The 323-nt window shown below is 57.3% G+C and carries 1 protein-coding gene; it reads right to left on the reverse strand.

The window, feature by feature from the left end; genetic code table 11:
- Positions 1-323, reverse strand: a 323-nt coding sequence (locus tag N8L39_RS09285) for a hypothetical protein (protein WP_261039374.1), incomplete at both ends; no start/stop codon positions are given.

Consider the following 323-nt stretch of genomic DNA (forward strand, 5'->3'; position numbering starts at 1 on the left):
GCTGAGGTAGACGCTACTGCACTAGTCGATGCTGAGGTAGAGGCTACTGCACTAGTCGACGCTGACGTAGACGCTACGGCGCTTGTGCTGGCTGAGGTAGAGGCTACGGCGCTTGTTGACGCTGAGGTAGACGCTACAGCACTTGTTGACGCTGACGTAGACGCTACCGCACTAGTCGACGCTGAGGTAGACGCTACGGCACTTGTTGACGCTGAGGTAGAGGCTACAGCACTTGTTGACGCTGACGTAGACGCTACTGCACTAGTCGACGCTGACGTTGAGGCTACCGCACTTGTTGACGCTGAGGTAGACGCTACGGCACT

Source organism: Streptococcus mitis, assembly GCF_946190285.1.
In the GTDB taxonomy this organism is placed as follows: domain Bacteria; phylum Bacillota; class Bacilli; order Lactobacillales; family Streptococcaceae; genus Streptococcus; species Streptococcus mitis_CP.